This is a genomic window from Xenorhabdus khoisanae, assembly GCF_001037465.1.
Classification (GTDB): Bacteria; Pseudomonadota; Gammaproteobacteria; order Enterobacterales; family Enterobacteriaceae; genus Xenorhabdus; species Xenorhabdus khoisanae.
Map to the genome: position 1 here is coordinate 1 of NZ_LFCV01000019.1, position 25,625 is coordinate 25,625.

Annotated in this window: 16 protein-coding genes and 2 pseudogenes; 11 read left to right on the forward strand and 7 right to left on the reverse strand. The window is 39.1% G+C overall.

Translation table 11 applies throughout. The features are described from left to right. The first annotated feature begins 55 nt into the window (after positions 1-55). The 8 genes from AB204_RS22680 to dndE all read left to right on the forward strand — a co-directional run bounded on the left by AB204_RS22680 (position 56) and on the right by dndE (position 10,234). Positions 56-208 carry a hypothetical protein gene (locus tag AB204_RS22680; protein ID WP_161796534.1) on the forward strand — a complete coding sequence of 51 codons (153 nt, stop codon included), beginning with the start codon at positions 56-58 and terminating at the stop codon, positions 206-208. A 640-nt stretch (positions 209-848) separates the two neighbouring features. Then, on the forward strand, positions 849-1,994 hold the full coding sequence (gene fruB, locus AB204_RS03390; RefSeq protein WP_047961978.1) for a fused PTS fructose transporter subunit IIA/HPr protein: 1,146 nt from the start codon (positions 849-851) through the stop codon (positions 1,992-1,994). An 11-nt stretch (positions 1,995-2,005) separates the two neighbouring features. Further along, a complete protein-coding gene (fruK, locus tag AB204_RS03395; RefSeq protein WP_047961994.1) occupies positions 2,006-2,983 on the forward strand; it encodes a 1-phosphofructokinase in 978 nt (325 codons plus the stop codon). After that, on the forward strand, positions 2,980-4,671 hold the full coding sequence (gene fruA / locus AB204_RS03400; RefSeq protein ID WP_047961979.1) for a PTS fructose transporter subunit IIBC: 1,692 nt from the start codon (positions 2,980-2,982) through the stop codon (positions 4,669-4,671). Before fruK ends, fruA begins: the two co-directional genes overlap by 4 nt. Positions 4,672-5,171: 500 nt before the next feature. Further along, positions 5,172-6,260, forward strand: coding sequence for a DNA sulfur modification protein DndB (gene dndB / locus AB204_RS03405; protein WP_047961980.1), 1,089 nt, complete (start codon positions 5,172-5,174; stop codon positions 6,258-6,260). Then, positions 6,257-7,891, forward strand: a complete 1,635-nt coding sequence (gene dndC, locus AB204_RS03410) for a DNA phosphorothioation system sulfurtransferase DndC (protein WP_047961981.1) — start codon at positions 6,257-6,259, stop codon at positions 7,889-7,891. The genes dndB and dndC overlap by 4 nt, the downstream gene beginning before the upstream one ends. Beyond that, the gene (gene dndD, locus AB204_RS03415) at positions 7,881-9,881 is read left to right on the forward strand and encodes a DNA sulfur modification protein DndD (RefSeq protein WP_047961982.1); all 2,001 of its coding nucleotides are present in this window, start codon (positions 7,881-7,883) and stop codon (positions 9,879-9,881) included. The genes dndC and dndD overlap by 11 nt, the downstream gene beginning before the upstream one ends. Further along, positions 9,881-10,234 carry a DNA sulfur modification protein DndE gene (gene dndE / locus AB204_RS03420; RefSeq protein ID WP_047961983.1) on the forward strand — a complete coding sequence of 118 codons (354 nt, stop codon included), beginning with the start codon at positions 9,881-9,883 and terminating at the stop codon, positions 10,232-10,234. The genes dndD and dndE overlap by 1 nt, the downstream gene beginning before the upstream one ends. Positions 10,235-10,275: 41 nt before the next feature. Here the strand turns inward: dndE and AB204_RS03425 are convergent, their stop codons facing one another. The 5 genes and pseudogenes from AB204_RS03425 to AB204_RS03445 all read right to left on the reverse strand — a co-directional run. Then, positions 10,276-11,979 carry an AIPR family protein gene (locus AB204_RS03425; protein WP_047961984.1) on the reverse strand — a complete coding sequence of 568 codons (1,704 nt, stop codon included), beginning with the start codon at positions 11,977-11,979 and terminating at the stop codon, positions 10,276-10,278. Positions 11,980-12,018: 39 nt separating this feature from the next. Then, positions 12,019-17,112 (reverse strand): DNA phosphorothioation-dependent restriction protein DptH, encoded by a 5,094-nt coding sequence (gene dptH / locus AB204_RS03430; RefSeq protein ID WP_047961985.1) that lies wholly within the window; start codon positions 17,110-17,112, stop codon positions 12,019-12,021. Further along, positions 17,093-18,421, reverse strand: coding sequence for a DNA phosphorothioation-dependent restriction protein DptG (dptG, locus tag AB204_RS03435; protein ID WP_047961986.1), 1,329 nt, complete (start codon positions 18,419-18,421; stop codon positions 17,093-17,095). The genes dptH and dptG overlap by 20 nt, the downstream gene beginning before the upstream one ends. Then, positions 18,421-20,067: a DNA phosphorothioation-dependent restriction protein DptF gene (gene dptF, locus AB204_RS03440; RefSeq protein WP_047961987.1), complete on the reverse strand. Its 1,647-nt coding sequence runs from the start codon at positions 20,065-20,067 to the stop codon at positions 18,421-18,423. The genes dptG and dptF overlap by 1 nt, the downstream gene beginning before the upstream one ends. A 142-nt stretch (positions 20,068-20,209) precedes the next feature. Next, positions 20,210-20,660, reverse strand: a pseudogene (locus tag AB204_RS03445) (cation:dicarboxylate symporter family transporter); the annotation flags it as partial. Between the two features lie 665 nt (positions 20,661-21,325). Between AB204_RS03445 and AB204_RS03450 the strand changes: the two are divergent. Beyond that, positions 21,326-21,664, forward strand: coding sequence for a type II toxin-antitoxin system RelE/ParE family toxin (locus AB204_RS03450; protein WP_047961989.1), 339 nt, complete (start codon positions 21,326-21,328; stop codon positions 21,662-21,664). Then, positions 21,642-21,923 (forward strand): helix-turn-helix domain-containing protein, encoded by a 282-nt coding sequence (locus tag AB204_RS03455; protein ID WP_047961990.1) that lies wholly within the window; start codon positions 21,642-21,644, stop codon positions 21,921-21,923. Before AB204_RS03450 ends, AB204_RS03455 begins: the two co-directional genes overlap by 23 nt. A 243-nt stretch (positions 21,924-22,166) precedes the next feature. Here the strand turns inward: AB204_RS03455 and abgT are convergent, their stop codons facing one another. Further along, entirely contained in the window at positions 22,167-23,690 is a 1,524-nt protein-coding gene (abgT, locus tag AB204_RS03460) for a p-aminobenzoyl-glutamate transporter (RefSeq protein WP_047961991.1), read from the reverse strand. Between the two features lie 42 nt (positions 23,691-23,732). After that, on the reverse strand, positions 23,733-25,049 hold the full coding sequence (locus AB204_RS03465) for a M20 family metallo-hydrolase (RefSeq protein ID WP_047961992.1): 1,317 nt from the start codon (positions 25,047-25,049) through the stop codon (positions 23,733-23,735). Between the two features lie 369 nt (positions 25,050-25,418). Here AB204_RS03465 and AB204_RS03470 point away from each other — a divergent pair. Continuing rightward, a pseudogene (locus AB204_RS03470) lies at positions 25,419-25,601 on the forward strand (LysR family transcriptional regulator); the annotation flags it as partial. Positions 25,602-25,625 lie beyond the last annotated feature (24 nt).

The following is a 25,625-nucleotide window of genomic DNA, read 5'->3' on the forward strand; positions in this document are numbered from 1 at the left end:
TGTATTGTGTCATGATAGCTATCGTCCTTCTTTCTAACCCTAAGGGAGGTGCCACATGGCCTCACCTGTTAATCTCTGGGAACAGGAACTCCTGACCACCCATTCCCTGTATTGGTCAACCTGGCGACGACGACATCAGTATTGCGCACAACAATGCCATTATCGTCGGCGGAATAGCCTTATGATTACAGAACGATTACGACTGTAGTACTAGACTCAAATATTGAACATAGTTATGTATATTATATTTTTTATTTCTACAACAAAAAATAGTCAAATAACTTAGCAATGATAGAAGCAATAATATTTTTACATTAAAGGAATGGTTAATTATTTTTCCATAAAACTATACATTAAAATATTATCTAATATACTTCTTGTATTCACATATTAAGCACAACACCGTAATGAACGAAGTCAATGAGTCGGCATTCCTTTGAATAACTCATTCCCTTTACTTGAAACGCTCCCTCGGTTAATATTATTTTTATCATTAATAACTTTCATTGAAATTTAAATAACTAAGATCGCCATCACCATTTCATAAAATAACCTAAACTTCACTTTACATTCTAACTCCTTGGCGATACATTCCCAATAATACAGATAATTGACATTATCTATCCTCATCACAAAACAAATAATTAATAGCTGTAAAAACAAGCTGGCAATAAAAACTATATTAGTTCGATTTATTATTAAGATTAAATTATTTCGGTAAGAATCTGATATTAAGAAACCAAATTACTTGGTTCATTAAATAATAAAAATAACATAAATTCATTCGATGTTATTTTTTTACCTAAAAAGCTGAATCGTTTCAATTTATTATAGGAAAGTAAACATCTATGTTTCATCTACTGTTACAAGATATCCATCTGGCAGCATATGCTACCAATAAAGAAAGTGCTATTCGCCAAGTCGCCACAGCTCTCACTGCGGCGGGATATGCCAGTAAAGAGTACGTCGAAGGAATGCTGGAACGTGAAACACACTCTTCAACCTATCTGGGTAATGGTATTGCCATCCCACATGGCACCCATTCAACCCGCAACAACGTACTGACAACCGGCGTACAAGTGATGCAATTTCCGAACGGAATCGACTGGGGCGATAACCAAATCGTCCACCTTGTTATCGGCATCGCGGCAAAATCCGACGAACACCTTAATCTGCTGCATCAGTTAATCCCGATCATTCGTGATGAAAACCGCGCCAGCCGGATGGCAAAAACCACCGATGTAAATGAACTCTATCGTTTATTAATGAACACCAAATCCGCCTATCTGCTGGATAACTCCACGCTCACACTGGATATTGACGCACATGACCTGACAACCTTACAGGCAATAAACATCTCTCGGCTACAACAAGCCAACGCAGTGAATGCAAAATTTATTGCCGATATCTTTACCAAGCCACCAATACACCTTGGACAAGGTATCTGGCTCAGTGACAGTTCGCAGGGCAATTTGCACAATGCAATTGCCATCTCCCGTCCCAAAACTCCTTTTACTGTTGATAAACAACCTGTTGGATTGTTATTAACCATCGCTTGTGCAGACGATCAACTGCACGGTTTTCTAGATAATCTCAGCACCCTGCTGCAACAAGGTAAAGGTGAGTGCCTATTACGAGCCAAAAATAGCACAGCCATAGTAGACCTACTGACAATGGGTGTACCACAAGAAACGATACTGCCTCAAAAAAACGCACTGACTGCGGATTTTATCCTACCCAATAAACATGGCCTGCATACCCGTCCCAGCGCACTTCTGGTTAACACCATCAAACAATTCCATAGCCAAATCACCATCACCTATCTTGATGGAAACAGTATTCCCATCGATGGGAGTAAGCTAATGCAAGTTGCAGGCTTAGGCGTTAAACAAGGCGAACGAATTCGCTTTACCGCGGTCGGCTCCGATGCCAAAGATGCCCTGCTCGCCATTGAATCCCTTATTAACAAAAATATGGGTGAGGAAGTGGCATGAACACAAATAGCATCAACAAAAAAGTCGCGACGATCACCCTGAACCCAGCTTACGATCTGATTGGACTGGTTGAAAACATCAAAACCGGCGAAGTCAATCTCATCCAGACCGCGGGATTATATCCAGCAGGTAAAGGCATCAACGTTGGCAAAATCCTCAAAACACTCGGTATCAACGTCACCGTAGGTGGCTTTCTGGGCAAAGAAAACCAGAGTACCTTTCAAAAACACTTTGCAGAACTAGGTATCGTCAACCGATTTCAGGTTGTAGAGGGGCGGACACGCACCAACGTCAAACTTACTGAACAGAATGGTCTGGTTACCGATTTCAACTTTTCAGGATTCAGCGTCAGCAAAGAAGAGTGGCAACGCTTCGCCAAAGATTCCATCCAGTGGCTGAGTGAATTCAGTATGGTGTGCGTAAGCGGCAGCCTGCCAGAGGGTGTAGAACTGGATGACTTCACTGAATGGATGCAACGCCTACGCGAAACCTGTATGTGCGTGGTATTTGATAGCAGTCGAGAAGCCCTGACTGCCGGACTCAAAGCTCTACCGTGGATGGTCAAACCCAACCGCCGCGAACTGGAGATCTGGGCGGGGAGGCCTTTACCGACATTCGAAGATATCATCACTGCCGCCCATCAACTGCGTGCTACGGAGATCTCGCACGTCGTCGTTTCATTGGGTGAAGAAGGCGCGATTCTGGTCAATTCAGCGGGAATATGGCTCGCTAAACCACCACATTGCGAAATCGTCAGCACCGTTGGCGCAGGTGATGCAATGGTCGGCGGACTGATTTACGGCCTGATGATGGGGCAAGACAGTGAGCACACATTACGCCTTGCTACCGCTGTCTCCGCCATGACTGTCAGCCAAAGCAACATTGGTAGCATCGACCGCCAGCAACTCGCCCGACTAATGGCAAAAGTCGAACTGACTGCGTTAACCCCTTATCCATCGAAAAACAACAATAAGAAGAGAACATCATGAAAACACTCATTATCAGCAACGATAAACAGGGGCAGGCACGCGCTTACCTCGCTAAACATATATTGGAAAATACAGCCGTCAGGAATGGCCTTTCTCTTGTTACCGACGTGGACGATGCTGAACTGGTGATCATTATCGGTGAATCTGCACCAGCCTCACTTAACCTGCACGGCAAAAAAGCCTTCACAGGCTCTGCCGAACAAGCGATCCGTGAACCAGAAGCATTTCTCCATCATGCCAAAACAAAAGCCAATATTTACCAACAGCAAAATATCGTCAACACGGATCAACAAAACCCCGTCAATATCGTCGCTATCACCGCCTGTCCGACAGGTGTTGCCCATACATTTATGGCAGCCAAAGCGCTGGAGACCGAAGCTGAAAAACGCGGCTGGCAGATCAAAGTAGAAACCCGTGGCTCCGTGGGAACCAACAACGCTATTACCGACGTAGAAATTGCAGCAGCGGATTTGGTGGTTGTAGCGGCAGATATTGACGTAGATCTCTCGCCATTCTCCGGCAAACGGCTCTATCGTACCTCCACAGGCGCAGCCTTGAAAAGAACCGCTCAAGAGCTGGATAACGCATTGACCGAAGCCGAGATTTACACAGCCACAGGCAACACTTCCGCCTCCAACGCTTTCAATCCGTCCACCAATAAAAAACAGGAAAGCCCCGGTATCTATCAACACTTGATGACAGGCGTATCCTACATGCTGCCGATGGTTGTCGCAGGCGGATTGTGCATCGCACTGTCATTTGTATTCGGCATCGAGGCCTTCAAAGAACCCGACACATTGGCATCAGCACTAATGCAAATCGGCGGCGGCTCCGCACTTGCTTTAATGGTGCCCGTACTTGCAGGTTATATCGCCTATTCTATTACCGGACGCACTGGATTAGCGCCCGGACTCATTGGTGGTATGCTCGCCGTCAGCACTGGAGCGGGATTTCTCGGTGGTATTATCGCGGGCTTCCTTGCGGGTTACGTTGCCAAACTCCTGACAACCAAACTGCACCTACCGCAAAGCATGGAGGCGTTAAAACCGATTTTAATCATCCCATTGGTCGCGACATTAGTCACCGGATTAATCATGATTTATGTCGTGGGTAAACCCGTAGCCACCATTATGGAATGGCTGACCCACTGGCTGAAATCAATGGGAACCACCAACGCGGTGATCCTTGGAGCGATTCTTGGCGGCATGATGTGTACGGATATGGGCGGTCCGGTTAACAAAGCGGCCTATGCGTTTGGTGTCGGGTTGTTAAGTGCACAGACCTATGGACCAATGGCGGCAATTATGGCCGCGGGGATGGTTCCACCGTTAGCAATGTGGCTGGCAACAATGATTGCACGGAATAAGTTTCAGCAAAGTGAGCGCGAAGGTGGAAAAGCAGCACTGGTATTGGGGCTGTGTTTTATTACCGAAGGGGCGATTCCATTTGCGGCGAAAGATCCGGTTAGGGTACTGCCAAGTTGTATTCTAGGTGGTGCAATGACGGGGGCGCTTTCGATGTACTTTGGTGTGCAACTAATGGCACCACATGGTGGGTTGTTTGTGTTACTAATTCCGGGGGCGATTACGCCTGTATTGGCTTACTTGGGCGCTATTTTGGTTGGTGCAATGCTAGCGGGTGGAGTTTATGGCGTGGTAAAGAGAAAGGAGATTGGGGTAGTTAGTTGAGGTTTTTTGTTTGGGAGGAGTTGCGGTTATTGGCAACTCCTGAAACTCATTTATCAATTTTTCAAGATAACTCTTTACGACACAGGTGTAGTAATGAATCCGCTTCAAGGTTTTTTTGAGATAAATGACTATTTAATTGATAAAATAGATTCAATTTCTTTACTGAGACTGTTAGCAATTATTGTTCTACTATATATGTAACTTATACCTCACCATTTATCAAATAAGAAATAAATTCATAAAATTCATAAAATTAAATACAATGAATCTCATTGCAACTTCTTTAAATCCCTTTCTAATTTAACACTGTTTGTTAAATTATTTTCAAAAAATAAACTGACTTTCTTATCTTATTAGTTATATCTATAAGAGATATTCATAAATTAGTTTTAACGATTTAAATCTGTTATTACGTTAAAAAAATGATATAATAAAATGGAGCTACGTCAAAAAAAATCACGTAAAACGTATCATAAAATAATTATTAGGAAGAAGGGATTATGGCTAATATTGACAATATTGCATACTGTTACTCATTCCCAGCTGTTCGCGGAATCCAAGCTGGTCGCCCCTTCTATATTGCCACTTGTCCAATGAGGCTTATCCCCAAGATTTTCAGTTTTGATGAAAATGAAGTCCCTCCAGAACTTCGGGCACAGCGTGTATTAAATAAAGCACGTATTCCAGAAATGGCACGTTATTTGATTGAAAATCCAAAAGACTATGTTTTTTCAGCATTAACTGCATCTATTGCTATTGATGTTGAATTTGCCGAATTTTCTGGTTCCAACAATCTTGGTATTTTAAAAGTTCCTATGGAAGCACAAATTTTGATTAATGATGGTCAACATCGTCGTAAAGCCATTGAAACTGCCCTGAAAGAAAACCCAGATTTAGGGCAAGATAATATCCCTGTACTCTTTTTTGTCGATGAAGGCTTGCAGCGTAGCCAGCAAATGTTTGCTGATTTAAATAAATACGCAATTAGGCCAAGTCCATCATTATCAACTCTTTATGACCATCGCGATATCAGTTCAGAATTAGCTCGTTATTTGGCTATGTCTGTCAGGCCATTCATAGGGCTAACTGAATTGGAAAAATCCAGTATAAGCAAACTTTCAAACAAATTATTTACATTAAGTAGTATTAAGCAAGCTACTCGTGCTTTGCTTGGAACAGATCCGAAAGAGGGTGATATAGAAGAAAATAAACGACTAGCTTCCCAATATTGGCAAGCTGTTTACGATGCTATGCCTGATTGGAAAATGGCGTCTAACAAAGAAGTATCACCCGCCCAACTACGCCAAGAATACGTTCACGCTCACGGGATTGGCCTTCACGCACTGGGACTACTCGGTCGCAGTTTATTGGCAGAATATCCTGAACAATGGCAAGAAAAACTTGCCAAACTGAAGGTGTTCGATTGGCGTAAAAGTAATCCCGAACTAATAAAAAGAGCAATGTCACACGGAAAACTGAGTAAAACCACCATGGCTATTCAGCTCACCAGTAATGCTCTTAAAATTGCATTAGATATTTCCCTTACTGCTGAAGAGCAGCAACTTGAAGCTCAAACGGTTGTCTTATGAGTAAACTAATTCAAGCCCACGATTTGGGTGATTACGAAGATTTTATTAATCAAGAAGTGTTTGCCGGTCGGCCACTGGCAGAATACGTTTCTGAAATACAGCGTATTTATTATAATGATAAGCGCCCTTGGGTCATTGGTTACAGCGGAGGAAAAGATTCTTCTGCCGTAATTACATTGACTTATCTCGCGCTACTTGGGCTACCCCCAGAAATGCGCCATAAACCTGTTTTTGTTGTCTCATCTGACACACTGGTTGAAACTCCTGTTGTTGTAGATTTAATCCAAAAAACAATGTTGCAGATTGAAACCGGAGCAAAACGAGATGGGCTTCCAATCACTCAGCATTCTGTCATACCTAAAACACACGAAACATTCTGGGTTAACTTATTAGGTAAAGGTTATCCAGCACCCACACGAAGCTTCCGCTGGTGTACAGAACGAATGAAGATTAATCCTGTTAGTGATTTCATTCGCAATAAGGTCAGCCAATTTGATGAAGTCATAGTCGTGCTAGGTTCACGCAGTAGTGAAAGTGCGTCCCGTGCTCAAGTTATCGCAAAACACAAAATTGATGGTTCGCGTCTTGCTCGACACACCACCCTTGCCAATGCATTTATTTATACCCCTATTGATACATGGGATGTTGAAGATGTTTGGAAGTTACTGCGTGGTGCCTATCGTTATGCTTCTGATGATATAGAAGAATGGGAAAGCCCATGGGGTGGCAATAATCGTCCTTTATGGACACTTTACATGGATTCATCTAATCAAGGTGAGTGCCCTCTCGTTATTGATGACAGTACTCCTTCTTGTGGTAATTCTCGCTTTGGTTGCTGGACTTGTACTGTTGTTACAAAAGATAAAGCGATGGAAAGTCTTGTCCAAAATGGGGAAGACTGGATGCTACCTTTACTAAAATTTCGCGACCTACTCGCACTAACCACTGATCCAGCACAAAAAGATACTTACCGTAACTACAAACGTCGTACAGGTAAGGTTAGTTATCAATATGCTAAGGATGGAGAAGACATTACCGCAGAACGCAAACACGTTCCTGGCCCGTACTGGTTAAGATATCGTCAAACATGGCTCAAACAGTTGCTGGAGATCGAACGAGATCTAAATCAACAAGGTCGGAAAATAACCTTAATTACAGAACCTGAGCTTCATGCAATTCGTCAGGAATGGCTTAAAGATCCTAACGAACCTGATTGGCATGATACATTGCCAGATATCTATCGTTCCGTTTATGAGCGTGATTTGAACTGGATTACTGATGATCAGTCTAGATTTAATTCTAGTGATGCCGAATTACTCGCTCAAATTACTCAAGGATTCGATGTAGAACCAGAAATGGTCATGAAGCTGATTGAACTTGAAATATCAATGGAAGGGCTAAGCCGCAGACAAGGAATCTTTGACAAAATTGGTACGATCTTAAAACAGGATTGGGGTAGCTTAGAACAAATCGAGCAGAAACAAGCTGCACTACAAAAACGCAATGAGCGTGATATTCACTTTGAAGAAGTAATGAAATTAGAAGCTGAAGTTCAAGAAATACAACGCAGGATAATTAACGCTGAAGAACCATCAGTATTTTCTAGTGAGGTAAAAGAGAATGTTAATTAAGCAATTGGTTCTGCGTAATTTTCGTGTATTTAGTGGAACACATACTATCGATCTTGCTCCGAGAAAACGACAGCATGAAATCCATGATCGCCCAATCGTTTTATTTGGTGGTCTAAATGGTGCGGGTAAAACATCTATCTTATCCGCTATTCGCTTATCACTATATGGTCGGTTAGCATTTAATCATACCATTCAACAACAAGAATATATTGAACAACTGAGTGCATTAATCCACAACGGCAATAATCAATCTGAACGCCCAGAGGAAGCCTCAATTGAACTCACTTTTACCTACAATAAAGAAGGTAAAGAATCTGAATTCACTGTTACACGTAGCTGGAAAAAAGGAAAAAAAGATCGTCTATCACTACAGCAAGACGGGCTAGTTCTCAATGAACTGAATTACGAGCAATGCCAAGGTTTTCTTAATGAACTTATTCCGCATGGAGTAGCGGATTTATTTTTCTTTGATGGTGAAAAGATTGCTGAGTTAGCTGAAGATGAATCAGGGAATATTCTGCGCACTGCAATGCGCCGCTTACTTGGATTAGATTTAATTTCTAAGCTACGCAATGACCTGATAATTTATATTAAGCGCCAGCAATCTACTCAACTAGAAGGGAATCTACAACATCGACTTTCAGAGCTAGAAGAAAAATCTAAAGAATTTGCTTTCAAAACAGAAGAATATTTAGAAGAAGCTGATATTTTAAAATCACGGATTGATTTTTTGACAAAAGATATTGCCAAGCATGAAGGATTATTAAGCGCTCAAGGTGGCTCCTTCGCACAAACCAAAGAACAAGAACAGAAAAAAATTGATGAACTTATAAAAGAAAAAGAACGTATTGAAAAAGCATTACGCCATGAATTCGATGGCACTCTTCCGTATGCTTTAGCGCCTAAGACATTATCTTTCCTGCTTGAGAAAATTTCTCAGGAATCCGAAATAAAACAGGCTAAAAGCTTTGAAAAAGAACTTAATAATTTCCTCAATCTACTAAGAAGTGATCTTGCTCTCCGTTCCAGTACAACGAATAAAATTGCAACTGAAGCTATCACTGATAACCTAAATGAGTATATGGCTCATAAGCCTAAGGGAGAGTTATTATTTGATATTTCAGATCGCGAAGCCGGTATGTTACAACAATCGATTGAGCAGGATAGTCAAAAATCCTGGCAACGTTTTGATGATTATCGGATCCAACTTACCGATATTGAGCAACAATTAGAGCAATCTGCTGCTAATATCGCTCGTGCTCCTGAAAATGAACAATTAATGGACATTTTCCAAAATATACGTGATTTAGATAAAAAGCGTAATGATACTCGTCAAAAATATACATTAGCACTAGAAGAAGCTCAAAAATGCAAACAGCAGCAATTGGATTGTGCTCGTCAAATACAAAAACTACACGATTCTGCTCGAAATAAATACGGTCTTATGAGCTCTCTTAAGAATGCCGAAGAAACGATTAATATGTTAGAAAGATATAGTGAAGTTTTAACTCAGGCGCGTGTTAAAAAACTCACAAAAAACTTCGAGGAAGCTTATCAGAAGCTCGCTCGTAAAGAAGATCTTCAACTTCATGCACACATCAACCCTGAAACATTCGATGTCGAATTAATTGATGAAAATCAGTCGATAATTAATCGAAAATCTCTTTCTGCTGGTGAAAAGCAAATTTACGCAATTGCTATATTAGAAGCTTTAGCTAAAACTTCAGGACAAGAATTACCTGTAATTATTGATACTCCACTAGGACGCTTGGATTCCAAGCATAGAGATAATCTGATTAATTACTATTTCCCTTATGCCAGCCATCAGGTAGTGCTGCTATCCACTGATACAGAAGTTGATGAACGTTATTTTGTTGATCAATTACGAGATGATATTTCTCATACCTATCAAATTGTATTTAATGCAAAAACTAAATCGTCATCTCTGAAATCTGGTTATTTCTGGGAATTAACTAAGGAGGCTGTTTAATGCTCCCGAATAGAATGCAGCTAAATCGCCAAACAGAAGAACAGCTTAAAAAGCTGAAAATTTATACTGGATTAACGCCAAATGTTTCTGCCAGATTAGCCTTTTTCCGATCTGTTGAAAGTGATTTCAGATACTCAGTAGAGCGGAATAACAAAAAATTAGATGGCTCATTAGTATTGGATAAAATTACTTGGCTTGGGGAAACCGTGCAAACCACAGAGTTAGTACTTAAAATGTTATATCCAGAACTTGAACAAAAAGAATTCATTAAGGCATGGGCTGCTCATGTTGAAGATGGGATTGCGGCATTGAGGAATTACCGGAATTTAAAAGATCTGTCTCTTAATTTATAGAAGTATACCCCCCATACTTATACATATGGGGGATTCATATATTAAATTTTAAATTTGTTATTAACAAATTCTTTGAATTTTAACAAACCCATTTTTCTCACTGTAGAAATATCCTCCATTTCATATTCAGAAATACAACTCTCTAATTTATTAATCAAATGACTATATGAATCTTTAACTTTACGACATTTAATATAGAGGATATAAAAATATTTTATTTGATTACCGCTGAAGCTTGACTCCTTATAAGCCTTAATCACATCATAATAATATGTTATAAGCTCTGGTGCCCTTTTTATATCAAAATCATGAATAAATAAATTATTGTAATCTTTTTCAAAAATGTCTTTCATACTATTTGTGGACTTCTCAGGATAACCACTTACAGCCTTTAATATTTGACCAAAGGTTTCCATTTTTATTATAAACTTGTATTTCTTCTCTTCATCAGAGCCTGTATCACCTGACTTTCTTATGTAAGCAATATCATGTTCATCCAGATATCTCTCAATATTTATCTGTTCAGTTGACAATGATTTTAAATCAGAGGACTTAATCGAGTTCTGACTATTAGTATATTCAGCAATTTTATGTATATCATTAGAGTCAATATCAGGCATGAAAACTCGTAACAATACTTCAGCATTACACAGATAGTTGCTGATATTATCAGCGTTCTCTTTATTAAATTCATGAATAGTTCTGAGAGTTTGTCCTCCATTTACGATTTGAAAACCATTAATATCCAGTCTCATCGTTCTATTTCCAGCTAAGTTCGTTGCAGCTATTGAATTAGCAACCATTGTAATTCCATTATTATACATAAAGAATTTTGTTGGATTATTTTTTATCGTATCACTAATATTTGGGTTATATTTTGAATTTTTAACAAAACCCCTTACATTATCAAACAAAACTCCATATTCAAGGGTTGAATTGGCCAAAATCGAGATATCTTCTATATTTTTATCCAATCTTAGTTGCTCATCATTAGATGTTATACGTATAATTTCATCACATCTAACTCTTAAAACATAAGACTTTGCTGTCGCTTTACTATCCTCACTATAACACATTAATGCATCTTTGCTTAGGATCATACTCGCATTGATATCTTTCGGTCTAATTGACATGAATTGGGATATCGTTGGTAGCGCTAGGGGTTTTATATTTATTTGATAAACAGAGGCTAAATCCTCCAACTCAGAGTCAACCGCTTTAACTTCCTTATCTTCGTTACTGACCTGATAGAGTGTCACATTCCATACATCTTTAGGAGTCAGAAATATATCATTAAGTTTTTTTAGCTTACACTTCAATTTCTCAGGGTGTTTATCAAACTCTTTTTTATCTGGAGATAAACAAAGGTTTAAAAATTTTGTTGATATAAAACTATCATTCAAACTCTGTGTTTTATCATTATTGAAACTCTCTCTATACTTAAAATTAAATAACTTAACACACTTTTTATCTTCATCAATATAAACAGCATCCATACCAAAATCATTAATTATATCGTTAAAGAACTCTTTGTTAAACTCAGTATCAATAATAGTGTCAATAATGTCATCATTATTACTTTCTATATCACATACATTTTCTAATATGTAGAAATAAAAACCAAATCGCTTCATCTTTATGGGTGACATTAGTTTTGAATCATCATATCCAGTTATGTCACATAGTAATTTATAATATTTTTCTAATTTTTTATTCAATATAATAAAATCAGTGATTGTAACCATCAGAGAAATCCTTTTTAAAAAGCATTAATAATTTTATTTTTAAAGTTCCCAAAATGCCCTATCACGCATTTTCTGAACATTTTTTGATCCGTCGATATAAAGGCTAAAATGCTTATCTAACCGACGAATTTGTTCCATCAGTGACTCTTGTTCACCTTTATCATCAACATTAAATACGGCCTTAATATCAGCATTCTTAATTTCAGCGACACGGTGAATAATCCACGTCAGAATATAGGATGAGTAATTATTTTCGCCAGTTTTAAAGTGAGTAATTTCCTGTGTAGAGAGGATCACACCAACACCATATTCACGCCCTTCTTTAAGGATCTTACGTAAACTAGGAAAGTCCTGACGCATAAAATTATCAGCCTCATCGACCAAAACCATCTTAGTCATCTGACGATAATCCCCTGCCACCATTGGTTTACCACGTTTTTGCATTTGCGCATAAAATAGATCTAACGTCAATGCCACAACAAGATTTTGGATTTCTGATGGATACCCAGCAAGTTCAATCACCGTAATACCATCAATCAACTCATACAGGCTGCTCATATGATCCAGAACAGTCTCAAAAATTTTATACCGGGCTAATTTGGACAATGCTGCGTAAAGAGAATCTTCTTCCACTTTTTCTTGAGCAAGAAATCTCTGCCATACATCTTCAATCGTCGGGGCAGTTCTTCCCCATGTACTTGAATCCTCTGGGCTAATCCCTGCTTCTTCGTAACATTCTAAGATCAAGTTTTCTAGCTTAAGCTGCTGTTTGTGGCCTAACCCATAAGCCCGACGCATAGTTTCTGCAAATCCTCCCGCTGTATGAATTGGTAACATCGGCGTATCACCAAACAAGGAAAGAGGGTTATAAGGCAACTTAAATAACTTATATTTTTTGGCTCCTGTTGCCGCTATAAAAGCTTCATCAACATAGTCTGACTTATAGTCAAAGATCAGCAGACCAATTGGCGCCCAATTAACATTATTTCCCTGATTACGCACCAACTGAGTAACTAGTGATTTAGTGAATTGGGTTTTACCCGTACCCATCGTGCCTATGATACCGGTATTGGTATTCATAAACTTCGCAGTATTCGTCGGTTCCCAATAGAGCGGGCTCTGTCGTAAAGATTCATGACCAAACAATACTTGTAGTGGTGTTTGATTTCCCACAGTAGAAACAGACACTGGAACATCAACATCAGTTGTAGCAATAAAAACATTTTTATTGAACTCAGAAATAACTTCAGATTGAGTATCCAATACTGCACTTACCTCATTATCATCAGGTTGCTCTTTATCCATAGAGGCAGTAAGCATATAACACTCAGGAACATTACAATTGGTTATTAGTTCATCTAATTTAGCTACACAATCAGCCGCTATCAGCGAGGAAAGCAACGCATACGGCAATTCAATTTGTAAAATCTGATTTTCTGTTATCTGATATGAAGGTTCAAAGCAACTACTACTATCAACATGAGCAAGCACAATACCGTCAACATAATCGCGCAATTGGCCCAGTTCGTAATTTCCTGTTAACCACCATTCTCTGCGTAATAATAATGGTTCCAGCACCTTGCTACCCAGAACCTGATAGAGATGAAGCTTCTCTACCTGCATAAGAACCTGACGAACAAACAAAGCACGATAAAGACGTGCCGCCATAGTATCTTTACCCAGTAAATCTTCTTGCAAGTAACGTCTAAGCTCACTAGCTTGCTGACCTGCATAACGATAGTCCGGACGGCTCCCCGTCTTCACTTCTAAAGGAAGTAGATAGAGTTTGTCACCTTTGAAGCCAACGAATAATACGTCATCTGAAATGGCTCCCTTACGGTATCCCTGTAAATTACGGGAAAACTCACTTTCGCTCATTTTCAAGCCAATATTACCGGATACTCGTATCATTTCAGCTACAGAAAGTGGAATCCAACAAATATCGGAACGCCGTAACATTGCCTGAACAAATTTGTAGGCACCAATAATGCCGTGCTTTTCTTTACGTTCTTTATCGGTAGAACGTAACATTTTTAGTAACCATTCACCATTGAACGCATTGAACTCAGAAAGTAGTCGATCACTGCCTACCCTATACTCTTTCCCATCACCATCTTCCATACTGAGTAAACGCTGGAAAAGATCTACCTGTTTAGTCACAGTTACAGCATCGTATCCAGTACAACTGGTGTATTGATCTGAGTAATGGATCAATACTACGTCTTTTTGGCTAGTGAAAAAATCTAGGGTAACCTTAGGGTCAATAACCGTTGTCCACAAAGAACTATTATAAGAACGAGTAAGCAATTCTTTGAAATCAGCGCTAACAGCTAATCCAATTCCCAGCCCTAAATACTGAGTATTACTTTGGCGGGCAGGTTGCCATAACATGCCTAACAAACGGGCTATGCGCAAAGCTCGGTATGACTCGACATCAACCTGACGCAAACCAAAGGCAGTAAAATAAGCATCTTCTAGAGTTTCTGCTCCTTCTCCGGCAAGTAATCCATTACAGAGCACACCACTCAGTGCCTTATTCATATCAACAAAACGACAATCAACAGGAGCATTGTTACTGAAAAATGCTAAATGAGCATAAGCTAAATTTTCATTATCTGCTGGTATTGAGAATTTACTAAAAGTGAGACGACTACGAATCAAATCAATCAACAGATCTGCATCTTCTCGTTTCAATCCCAACCAATTTTTAAGATCATCATAGGATCCCATTTCAGCAAAAAGATCAAAGTCATTTTGCATCAACTGCTCATCATAAAAATTGACATGAATAGCTGTTGCGTCTTCTTTTTTCTGCTTGAAATAATCGACGAGTCCCAAAAATAGCTCTTTTGCAATGCCTTGATTAATTGCATTGACTATTAAAGTACTATTGCCTGCTTCACTGAATAGTCTGGAGTAGGCATGAGTAAATTCGTTGAGTTTATCTCGTACCAGCCGTTTAACATAATCATGACTGACTAAACGCTGAGGAACAACATCTATCCAGAAGCTATTTTCTTTGACTGGTTGTAATTGAGCAAACTCATGCTCACTATGGTAAACAAAAGGCATTAATCCAGAAGCTACCAAACGATCAAGAGTGACGTCAGGTAACTCCGGAAATGAATCATCACATTCTTCAACTAATTGTAAATGATACGCTAATACCAAGGGGTGTAATGGGGAGAGACGTTCATTATTTTCGTTACAGTGAATTCCCAAACGTAACAGGCTCTTTTCGTCATCATTAAGCACCTTATTCAGGCTAATATCACCCAATGCTATTTCAAATGAATCCAGTACAGCGGCTACCAGACAACGATATTCATCAGACCACGCAACTAAACTAGGTAGAGTTTTACGCTGCTGATAGTAGATAAATAAAGCTCTATATGCATCACACAATGCTACATTTACTGCGCGCAATTTATCCAGTTCGTATGCTTCACCAGAAGCAGGAACATAAAGCAGACCATTATCCACCATCTCTGCTTCCATTCCTAACAACTGCAAACGAATACCAACTACCGTATGTTCAATATTGTCAAATATAACTCGTCGCTTAGCACGGTTATATTCAGCATTCCCTTCTTCTTTGCGTAAGTTAGCAAAACGACTTTGATCAAAAAGTAATGGCAGCGTGATCTTTTCTTCTGCGCCGGGGCCTTCAACATTAATTGTCAGACTATTTTCACCCGAAATGAGTTTAAAATTAATTAACTCACTCTGATTCGCCAATGTTTCAAAATCGACTATCGAGAACTTATGAATATCAACCTCGTTCTCATCCCCCTCCAATCTACAAACATTGTCACTACTTTGTGCAATGCGTAATTGGTTTTCTTCCAGTTGAAGAGTAATTTGTTGTTTACCAGGTTCAATACGATAGTTAGTTTTAATCTCATCAAGATAAAAGCTATTTTGCTCAATTATTAATATTCTAAACTTGTATTCTTCTGCCCGATTATCCCGATTAATCAGCTCCAAACTAAGAAAGCTCGGCTGTCCATTAAAAGGAATCGCGACTTTCATACGAGAATATTTCCCTCCCGCACGATTTATCGACCAAACTTGCTGATTTTTTAGGCTTTTGTTATGCGTGATTTTTATTTGGCTATCTTGCAGGTCATTACCTAAGAAAGAAAAATTCAGCTCCACAAGCTGTTGAGCTACCGGAACTTGAACTAATAAGCTGATATCTCTTTGTCCCGCCTTTGTCTCACTTTTTGTTCGTTGCCAAACAAAAGTATCGCTAGGTGCTGTAACTGCTTCAAATCGCAAACTTTGTACTTGGCAATCTTTCTTTTCTTGAAAATAAATCGAGAAATCAAGCGACTGCCAATCATTTTTTTCTTCAAAATGCTCTTGAATGAATTTCGGGCTAAATTCAGTCAATACACTTTCAAGTTGGTCACCATAACGTTCAACACTATCTTTAATAGAGCTATACAACTTACGGTTTTCATCAAGTCGTCTTCGGATCTGTCCTTTTGTAATATCCATACTTGTTATGGTCGGATCATTAAATAACCCTAACTCTGAAAATTCTAAAAGGCCATTCTCCAATGAACGATAAAGTGGAGCAAAACCGAATACTGTGGCACCTTCCTCAAGGATCATTGCCAATTGATCATCCAATAAGCAGCGAGATAATTCATACCCTTTATTTCCCGGCGCAATCAAATCTTCTATCTTTTTACTAAATTTTTCCGGATGCCATATAGCTTCTGGTGCTGCCAAGTCTTTAGTACTGTTTAGTAATGTATCTAACATACTGTTATGAATGATCAACAGCGCAGATTTAGCAAAGATATCATCACGACCAGACACTCTGTCACGAAGATGAGATATATAATTTTCAGTAAATGCCAGATCCCCTTCGCCTTGTAAAACTGGGATTAACTGAATACCATCACGACAGTGAATACAAGGTATTAATTGTTTAGTTTGCTGTTCACCTAAAGGTAACTCAAAAGTATGTCCGTCAGATAAAGCTACAAAAGCCTGGTAAAGTTTTAAGGCATTATCAGTATCCGGTGATTTAAATTGATAACGCTCACCTGGCTGGATGAAATTGTCCACCCATTCAAGAAAAGATTGAGCCAGAAAAGTTTCATACTGTCTTACGGACATAAACGGCGTCTCCACTATCACTCATGCGTTCCACATTTCCCATCCGCTCGTAAAAGGCAACCAAAGATAAAGAAGATTGGTTATCAAGGTAAAAACCACGTTGCTCAAAACAGCGTAATAACTCATGAAGACGCAATTTTTCATTTTTTCCAATGGAAAGATTAGTTAACAACAAAAGTCGATCCTGATTAAGCACTAAAACTTTTCCTGCTCGCCCACGGGCTTGAATAAAACCAGAACAAATTTCGCTTTCTAGTTCCTTAACATATTTACGATTAATACCTAAACGAGTTGTTTTTTTATCAAGAAATTGTTCCTTAGCTACGAATAAAAGTTGATCAAAAGCACTTTCAATACTTAAAGCAGACTCTCTTTCTGGAAGACGTCGATCGTTAATAAAATCTTTGAGGTAACTATTCATACGAGACAAAATCGTAGCTTGTTCTGGGTAAGCTAAAACATCTTGATAAATCTGCCATAAAGGGCGTTTTCTCCCCACTGTTTCATGCCATTGCAAAACCTCAAGTGCAGAAAGAATAGGAAATAGCTTCTCTTGTTCACCTTCAAGGAGCTTATAGCCAAAACGTTTTACTTTTTCCCTTTCTGAGCTGGCTTTTTCTGTATCCAAAATAAAATACAAAGATTTGCTTTTAGGCTCGCCACGTCGCCAATCTTCTATATTTAATGCCAACTGAGCACAGTAGGTAAAGGCATACAAACGAAGCATATTGCCAAGCTCTTTTAGTAAATATTGAGGATGCTCAGCTAAGAACTCAAGATCTTGCTGAAAGCATTTCACTAAATAAGGCAAATAGGGTTGCTCTTCAGCAAATGGGCCTTTACCTAATAGTCGTAAGTTCTTTTCCAATACAACAAGCATATGTTGTTCAAGAAAATTAAGACGATCACGTAATGGGTTTTCGAGACTAAAGTTTCCCATCAAGTTGGCAAAGAGAGCCCCTAAACGCCAGTTTGCTGCTCCGAGAGTACTTTTACCTGAACCAGTTCCACTAAATTGAGCATAAAACAATAAAAAAAGAGGGGATATTTTAAAAATATCTTTATTAGCAAAGTACATACGCTCCAATACAGACCAAAATGCAGGCTCATCAAGCTGCATAAGTAAATATTCTTTACAGTCTTTTTTGAACTGTTCAAAATCATACTCCTTGATCTGGCGTTTTAGGGCGTAACTCAAAACTAACCCAGTCACTACATTCCAGTCGAAAGCATTATTCTTGTTACGAACAGGAAGATAGCTATCTAATTGATTATTACCAACTTCTAAATTTTCTTTTATAGGATACATTAGGCTACTCCACTCATACCACTGATGGTAATCATGTCATCATCTTTCTTGGCGATATAAGTTTTCCTGCCATCATAAAATTTAAGAGATGAACTTAATTTTGCCTGCTCGGTGATCTGATCCACAATTTCATCTAATAAAACTATGGCATTTTTATCATATTTATTAGGGCGATATCCGTTATTAAGCTTGCTAAGTAGTTCAAATAAATTCAGATTAATACTTATTGGTTTCAGTGCATGATCATCAATTTTAAGATGAGCATCAAAATAAGCAGGCTTCGTAATATTCTTATTTAAGATCGCATCATAGTCTCCTTTAAGAACCACTGGTGCAGTAACCTTTATTGAACCAAATACGCCCAGAAATAGCTCATCTTTGCTGGTAGTCAATTCAGGGGCTTTACGATTAGCATAGCGCTGTATACCTGCTATCAGTACCGAAGAATAGAAGCGACGTAACTCCATTTTTTGGGCATGCTCACCGGTATAATTTGCATGTAAGTGCCAAATATCAGAATATTTTTCCAGCAAGTTTTCCTGAAAAAACAGTACAAATTTCTGATAATAGTTATTCCCAAAGTCATCTGCTTGTAACAAACAAAATAAACGAATCAGTGATGCCGCATCTCCCTGCTTTACCTCATGTCTATCAAAATAAATATGTTCCTGGGCCAATGCCTTCAAGAACTCATCTAAATCAGAATCAGGTAATCCTAACTCATAACGCAGAATAAACTGGTCTAATTCATATGTATGTAAACTGGCTGGATCAAAATCAGCCATTCTTTGCACTAACTCATTTTCTTCACCAACAAAAAGATTATCAAATAAATAACCAGGCCCGAGCAGTAAATGATGAAGTAAATCGAGTAATGCTCGAACCGTAACAAACTGATCTTTCATCAAACGGGTTTTAAACAGCTGTGTAATGATGACATCTTGTACGCTAGGCATGCTCAGTAATTTAAAATTGGCAACAATCCGTAGATCACGGCCAGCTTGTTCATCATTGTTAGCTATGACATAAAATAAATTTTCTTCATTAGGCTCAGTCAGCTGGGTAATCAATTCCTTAGCAAAAGATGAGTAGTTTTTTCCTTCATTAAACTGAAACTTAGGATAATGTTCAAAATCGAAAAAATAACATCCATCTATATGGTAGGGAGTTTGAGCGTTAGAATTATCATTAAAAAAATAATCAATAGCGGCTTTAATTTCGTGGTGACGCTCTGAACCTTCCATTGAGAAATTGGCAAGCATCCCTGTATTAATACCCAATACTAATGGGCGATTACCTTCTTTATGTGTATCAAAAAGTTTATCAAGCGTCTCTATTGCCGACTGATGAGGGGCAAAACTATGAGTAGCATCAAGATGGAAATCATACTTATTCTTATAATGTCCATAGCAACGGGTAAGAATTTCTGATTTACCATCACCACTGCTACCACATAGAAAAATAATTTCTCTATTACTCAGAGAATTCAGGCACTTTTTAAGATCTGATTCAATTTTCTGCTCAACAAAGAGTTGTTGCTTAAGTTCATCAAGTACATCTCTGCGTCGGTTTGTAAGCGTCGCAACTGAAAACGATGATGATTTAGCTAACACACTTAGAGCCTTTCTCAGTGTGAGTGAACTCATAGTTTCATGCTCTCTTATGTAATGTTTAAAACATTTTATACAATACCTACTACAAGCTCTACTCTATATGCATAGCCCTATTTAGTTGCCTCTCTAAAGTTAACCCGCCAGTCAGTAGCCTCCCCATTTTTTATAGAGGTTAAAGTACCGCAAAAGATTGGTACATCATTGAGCCGTCCAGATTAAAGGAGTAGCCCAATGGTAATACAAAACTGGAGATTTTTTTCGGGACACCAAAACGATCCAGTGCGTTCATGGTTTTGGGATAGGCCGAGGTAGAAAAGCCCTATCAGTTTGCCGTAGTTATACAACAATCCCAAACCTTGCACAGTAACGGCGGAGGCAATGGCAGCAAACACAGCTAACCCCGCGATAATAAACCATACCATCGCTTTGATGGTGATGCGCCCGACAGAAGATGACCCGCCGATTGACATAAGCCCGGTAACAATCGTGGCAAATACCAGTGGTGCGATGATCATTTTTATCAGGCGCAGAAATACATCGGTGATGATGTTGATATAGGAGGCAGTTTTGAATAAATATTTACATTTTTTTAACTTTTGATGAAATGCAAATGAAAGATGCGGCATGCAGAAAACGCATTCCTATATTGGAATTAAGAATTCATTATCAGGATGATGGAATAAAAAATAAACATAACTACTTAACAAAAAACATAACGTTTTTCGTTAATAGATTTTTTATGATTGAAAAGTGATAACCTAAGCAATCACTTTTCAATCCTATTTTTCCTTAACACTATATTATTTCAGTTTCTCATCGGGGTTAGCGTTACCACCATTTTTACAATGACTGTTAGGTATTCCAGCTTTGCCATTTTCACCCGGCTTTCAGTCTAACTCTTTACAATCAATTTTTTTTTGGTCGGTCGTGGTATACAGTGATATGAAAGTTGCCAACTTTTATAGTAAAGGAATAAGTAATTATTTTTCTTTAAGAGAATGAATTAGTTCAAGACTTTATTTGATATGTTATTTAAACCGCTATTTAATCGAGTGAAAATAAAGTGATATTATTTTAATTGGTAATGAAAAGGCGATGTAATCCCCCTCCTTATTAATGGAAATTATAAAGCATACTACTCCGCCATTTTTATTAATTTACTTAAATCCGTAAAACACCAGAATTTATTGCTATAAAATACTCAGCATATAGAAAATAAAATTTCCGAAGTTTAATAAGACAATATTGATTTTTGCCAACTTATCATATACGATAATATAAAGGGATGAAAATGAACTGGAATATCAATTTTTACCAAGGAATAGAAAAGAGCATACTTAATATGCCTCCAAAAATTCAGGCAAAAATATTAAGGTTGCTCGAACTAATGGAAAAGCATGGCGCTAACCTTGGCGCTCCACACACGGAGCCTATGGGAGATGGTTTGTTCGAGATACGGGCAAAATCCAAAGAAGGGATAGGCCGTGGTTTGTTTTGTTACCTTGATGGCCCTAATATCCACATTCTGCATGTTTTTGTTAAGAAGGATTCAAAAACTCCCAAGAAAGATTTACTCCTGGCTAAAAATCGCATGAAAGAGGTGAAAAATGAACAAATTACATACTCTTAAAATTAAGGCATTACAAAACCCAGAGGTTAAGCAAGCTTATGATGAGCTGGAACCTGAGTTTGAACTGATCAACACTTTGCTGAGTATGCGTAAAGAAGCAGGTTTGACTCAACAACAAGTAGCAGAGAGGATGGGTACTAAAGAGAGTAATATTTCCCGACTGGAAAAAGGGAAAAGTAATCCAACATTGAATACCCTACTAAGCTATGCAAAAGCTTGTGGTTTTCAACTCAATTTCGGTTACAAAAATATGGCGTGAGGAGAGTAACTTAAACAAAGTTTCCAGCTTACTTTTCTCTGGGTTGTTCTCAAACCCGGAGACGGTAGCTTGATTCATTCCAACCCTGTCAGGCGCATTTTTTTACGTTGATCCTGAATTGCTACAGCAACTGTTTGATCTTCATAAATATCCCTTCAAAAGGATGAAACATAAATATCCCCTAGAGGGGATAAAATCAAAATACACCGACAAATCATCCGGCAATCCCTTTAATGGAAATGACTACAATATTGGATAAACCCCCGGCCCAATCGGCAATCCAGCAAAATACCATCCTATTAATAGCACTATCCAGACAGCATAAAACACCAGAGGATAAGGCAGAATTAACGTGTAATAAGTGCCTAATTTTGCATCTTTATAATAATGCTGAAGAAATCCCAAAAAGAGCGGCAGAAAAGGAGACAACGGTGCTAAAGGTAATACGGCGGAATCAGAAATACGGAAGATAATTTGCGCAAAAGCAGGGTGAAAACCAAGCAAGACAAACATCGGTACAAAAATAGGGGCCAGAATTGACCAAATGGCAGAGCCGCTCGCGATAAACATACACAGGAAAGAAGACAAAAACATTAAGCCGATGAAAGCGGGAACACCTGTCATGCCCAGTGTTTCTAATATGTCAGTCAGCCCTATTGCCATAAATTTACCCATATTGCTCCAGTTAAAGAAAGCAACAAATTGGGCCAGAGGGAAAACCATGATGATAAAACCCGCCATGCTTTTCATGGGATCAACAAGCAGCTCAGGAATATCATTGGGCTTTTTTATCTGTTTTGTCGAAACACCATATGTAATCGAAACAACGAAGAAAAACAGAATGATAACCGGCACAATCCCTTTTATAAATGGCGATGGAATGATTGTTCCAGTCTGTGGATCACGCAGTAATCCATTTTCAGGGACGACCAGCAGCGCTGTAATACCAATGAAAACCAGCGCAGACAAACCACTCATCAGCAGCCCACGATTTTGTTGTGACGTGAGCTTTTCCAGCTTCTCATTGTGACCGCCTTTCCATGCGGGGAGACGTGGCTCAACAAATTTATCCGTTAAGATAGCCCCGGCAATCGTCAGTACAATCACGGAGGTTGCCATAAAATACCAGTTATCAATGACACTGACTTGTAAGTTGGGATCGAGTATTTTAGCCGCTTCGGTACTGATACCAGATAGCAGAACATCGGTCGTGACGATCAATAAATTCGCCGTAAATCCTGACGCAACACCCGCAATAGCGGCCAGTAAACCAGCAACGGGATGACGACCAACGGCAATAAATATTAACGCTCCTAACGGTGGCATGATAACAAGCGCAGCATCCGATGAAATATGGCTGAAAAAGGCGATAAATAGCACCATATAGCTGGCATAACGTTTATTAATGCCTGAAGCCATCTTATACATCAGGGATTGCAGCAGGCCGACTTTTTCTGCAAGTCCCGCGCCAATGACTAACGCTAATATTGCGCCAAGTGGTGTAAAGCTACTGAAGTTTTTAACGATATTCGGCAAAATCCACTGTAACCCCTCAGCGCCAAGTAAATTTTTAACTCTGACGAGTTCTCCATTTGTCGGATTTTTTACAACCAAATCAAACCAAGAAAAAATAGCCGTCGCTATCATTAAAACAGCGGTTAAATAAACGAATAAAACAAAAGGATTAGGTATTTTATTTCCAACTCTTTCGATCCAACCAAGAATACGTCCTGGGCTCTTATTGGCAGGGATAGTTGTTTCACTCATGGTTTTTTCCTTCGTGTGTTTGCTGTCGTTATTATTTTTTAATCATGTCGTTTCGAAATCAGGCAGATGAAGGGCAATAGTGGCCAGTGTTTTCACAGCGGTTTTCATCACGTTCTCATCAAAGTCAAACCGTTCATTATGATGACCGGCACTGAGCTCTGTACCGAAAATGAGGTAAGTAGCCTGACCGCCATTTGCTTTAACCCGTTCCATAAAATAGGTCGCATCCTCCGAACCTGCGGGTTGTTGGAGGCTTTTGACAACAGAGGAAAGCTCTGGAGTATTTTTCTGAGTTTGTTGATAAATGAAATCGACCCAGACCGGGCTAGGCAGGCTACTTTGCGCGGCGCCCATTAGCTTTATTTCATATTCAACACTCTGCATTTTGGCAGCGCCTTCAATAATGCTGAGAGTTTGATGGTAGATGAACTCATTGATCTCGTTGGTTTTTCCACGAGTCTCTATTTTCATTAATGCGTAGTCAGGAATAACGTTACGGCCAATGCCTGCCTGTAGCACTCCGACGTTAATGCGTGAACTGCCTTCGCTGTGGCGAGGAATTGCATGCAATCCCAGAGCTGCCTGAGCCGCAGCTAATAAGGCATTTTTACCCTCTTCTGGTTTCGCGCCAGAATGGGCCGAAACACCACGATAGGTAACATCGATTTTGGTGGTGGCAAGAAAGTTATCACAGCCGCAGACCAATTCCCCTTGAGGTACACTAAGGCCAAGATGGATCGCGATAAAGAAATCAACATCATCGACGACGCCCGCTTCCACCATGGATTTTGCACCCCGGGTTCCTTCTTCCGCAGGTTGAAAAATCAGTTTAATTTTTCCGGTCAGTTGGCTTTGGTGTTTTTTCAATATATGTGCGAGACCTAAGCCGATTGCTGTGTGACCATCATGACCACAGGCATGCATCATATGTGCGTTGCAGGAGGAAAAACCTTCAGCGTAAGGGCGGTGAATATGGGTTTGATCCTCATTCAGATCAAGGGCATCCATATCAACCCGAAAAGCCAGTGTTGACCCGGGTTTTCCTGTATCGAGTGTCGCAACAATGCCTGTGAACCCACCCGAAAAATGAGGAAGCCACTCAACCAAAGCGCCCTGCTTAATCGCACGTTGTTCCTGCTCCTGCAATGCCTGCTCTGAAGGTAGCCCCATTCTGGCTTCTGCTTTGATAACCTCTTTACCCATTTTCAGGCTATAACCCAAACGGTGTAATTCATCTGCCACAATCGTTGCGGTTCTGAATTCGAACCAGCCGGATTCGGCAAAATGGTGGAAATCACGACGCCAATTTTGTAATTGTTCAGTAATTTGCTGAATAGATTCGTTTAGTAAAATACCCATAATAATGCTCTCTTTTATTCCCCATTTTTCAATTTGCTGTTTTGCTGGCTACGTTCAGTCACATCATTATTTATGTGATCAAAGATTTGTTTCTTTACTACGGCGTGGAAATTTGAAATTTATTAGATATAGTTATCGAACAGGATGGAATTTATTTGGTTTATTTCATACATATTAGTTTGAGTTAATAGATTGAATTATTTTTATTTTAATTATTTTCCTTCCTCAGATTAATAATCAAAAAATATTTATTGAAACTTTAATCCATAACCACTTTATTTCTATTTTATAATGTAGACAATAAATTCAATTTAAATAAGATACAATTAACTTTACCTATATAAGTAAAAGTTATCGTAAGAGAGAAAAATGGCGACACCAATAAAACTCAATCAACTACGTGCTTTTGTTGAAATCAACCGTCATGGCAGTATCAGGGCTGCCAGTCGGTTTTTGTCACTCTCGCAGCCTGCCTTAACTAAATCGATTCGGGAACTTGAAAATTCACTTGGTACAAAATTATTTATACGCAGTAACCAGGGTATTTATGTTTTTTACAACGCGCTAGTTTGATAC

What these genes read in the sequence shown, in the direction of transcription:
- AB204_RS03450 (WP_047961989.1), top strand. Translation starts at nt 21,326, where the DNA reads ATGAACTGGAATATCAATTTTTACCAAGGAATAGAAAAGAGCATACTT.
- AB204_RS03465 (WP_047961992.1), bottom strand. Translation starts at nt 25,049, where the DNA reads ATGGGTATTTTACTAAACGAATCTATTCAGCAAATTACTGAACAATTA.
- abgT (WP_047961991.1), bottom strand. Translation starts at nt 23,690, where the DNA reads ATGAGTGAAACAACTATCCCTGCCAATAAGAGCCCAGGACGTATTCTT.
- dptH (WP_047961985.1), bottom strand. Translation starts at nt 17,112, where the DNA reads ATGTCCGTAAGACAGTATGAAACTTTTCTGGCTCAATCTTTTCTTGAA.
- AB204_RS03455 (WP_047961990.1), top strand. Translation starts at nt 21,642, where the DNA reads ATGAACAAATTACATACTCTTAAAATTAAGGCATTACAAAACCCAGAG.
- dndB (WP_047961980.1), top strand. Translation starts at nt 5,172, where the DNA reads ATGGCTAATATTGACAATATTGCATACTGTTACTCATTCCCAGCTGTT.
- AB204_RS22680 (WP_161796534.1), top strand. Translation starts at nt 56, where the DNA reads ATGGCCTCACCTGTTAATCTCTGGGAACAGGAACTCCTGACCACCCAT.
- AB204_RS03425 (WP_047961984.1), bottom strand. Translation starts at nt 11,979, where the DNA reads ATGGTTACAATCACTGATTTTATTATATTGAATAAAAAATTAGAAAAA.
- dndD (WP_047961982.1), top strand. Translation starts at nt 7,881, where the DNA reads ATGTTAATTAAGCAATTGGTTCTGCGTAATTTTCGTGTATTTAGTGGA.
- dptG (WP_047961986.1), bottom strand. Translation starts at nt 18,421, where the DNA reads ATGTATCCTATAAAAGAAAATTTAGAAGTTGGTAATAATCAATTAGAT.
- fruB (WP_047961978.1), top strand. Translation starts at nt 849, where the DNA reads ATGTTTCATCTACTGTTACAAGATATCCATCTGGCAGCATATGCTACC.
- dndE (WP_047961983.1), top strand. Translation starts at nt 9,881, where the DNA reads ATGCTCCCGAATAGAATGCAGCTAAATCGCCAAACAGAAGAACAGCTT.
- dndC (WP_047961981.1), top strand. Translation starts at nt 6,257, where the DNA reads ATGAGTAAACTAATTCAAGCCCACGATTTGGGTGATTACGAAGATTTT.
- dptF (WP_047961987.1), bottom strand. Translation starts at nt 20,067, where the DNA reads ATGAGTTCACTCACACTGAGAAAGGCTCTAAGTGTGTTAGCTAAATCA.
- fruA (WP_047961979.1), top strand. Translation starts at nt 2,980, where the DNA reads ATGAAAACACTCATTATCAGCAACGATAAACAGGGGCAGGCACGCGCT.